At 48.6% G+C, this 1,134-nt stretch carries 1 protein-coding gene; it reads right to left on the bottom strand.

Features of this window, described 5'->3' with window-relative positions; translation table 11 throughout:
- Nucleotides 1-737: 737 nt before the first annotated feature.
- The coding region (locus tag J0A65_RS23750) for a hypothetical protein (protein WP_206596742.1) at nucleotides 738-1,134 on the bottom strand (397 nt) is incomplete at its 5' end.

A 1,134-nucleotide genomic window follows, 5' to 3' on the forward strand; every position in this document is an offset into this window, starting at 1 on the left:
GGCCAGCCTGAACTCAAGCACTCAGGCTAGAAGAGATGCCTGCGTTAAGATCCGCCAGAGGACAAATCGCCTCCCCTTTTCCCGGATGCCCCTCGACGCACTGACGAAAGTCTACCTTCATCCCACTGTGGTTAGCAGGAAGTAGCTAGACGCCAATGTGCTCTAACACACGCCCCCAGCGGCGTCGGCCTGAATGAATTGCTAGGCCGCCCCGGGCCTGTGTACGGCCAAGCGTTAACCTACTTTGGGAGAAGGCACTTGGCAGCAATGAACGCTACGGCGCCTGAAAGAGGTACCAGCAAGAGCGTGACTCCAACCCCACCGAAACGGCAGGCGAGCGCCGGCAGAGTGAAGGCATCGCTACAGGCAATACGTGAGATGAAATCCAGATGGTTCGTGACCCACCACAACGTCAGAAACGAGACCAGCAACCCAATGGCCACTGAGACGGCTGTTCTCAGCAAAAGCTTGGAGTCGTTCATGCGGTCTGACGTCCGAGATGCCAGGGAAAAGGGATAGAACTGTTTATAGACAGCACAACGAGTTCGGCTATACGTAACACGTCCAGAATTTCTGCAATCGCTATATCGAATTTTACTTCGTAGCTTCGAAAAACTTGCTCGGTACTTGGGTCGCACATAAATATGCCTAACGATTTTGCTAAGAGGGCGAATTTAGCCCATGCCAGTGAAAGAAGCGAACGGCTTGAACCACAGACTAGGCGCAGAGCAAAATACCTACATCTGTTGCTTTCTTGCTTTGAATTTTATTGTTAGCAGTGAAAGACATGACGCTATTAATGGCCCAACACCAGTGGCGACAATTAAATATATGCTCTCCAGATAGCTTTTTGATTGAAAGCTTAACCGGCCACTTAATGCACCAAAGAATAACCAAACTATAACCATAGCAATTGCGCCGACTGCTATACCGTAGTACATATATATCGGAACCTCCTTTTCTGCATACTCATCCATTCTAATCGTTACACTCCAAGCACTATAGAGCCCGATGCCGCCCAATGGTATCAAAAACAGCAACACAGGTGCTTCAGATGAAGCAAACAAAATATAAATTGACGCTGGCACATACATAATAGTTGTGGGCGCCATAAGTAAAAAACAAATGATAGAC

Origin of the sequence: Bowmanella yangjiangensis, assembly GCF_017255015.1 — a bacterium.
Taxonomy (GTDB): Bacteria; Pseudomonadota; Gammaproteobacteria; order Enterobacterales; family Alteromonadaceae; genus Bowmanella; species Bowmanella yangjiangensis.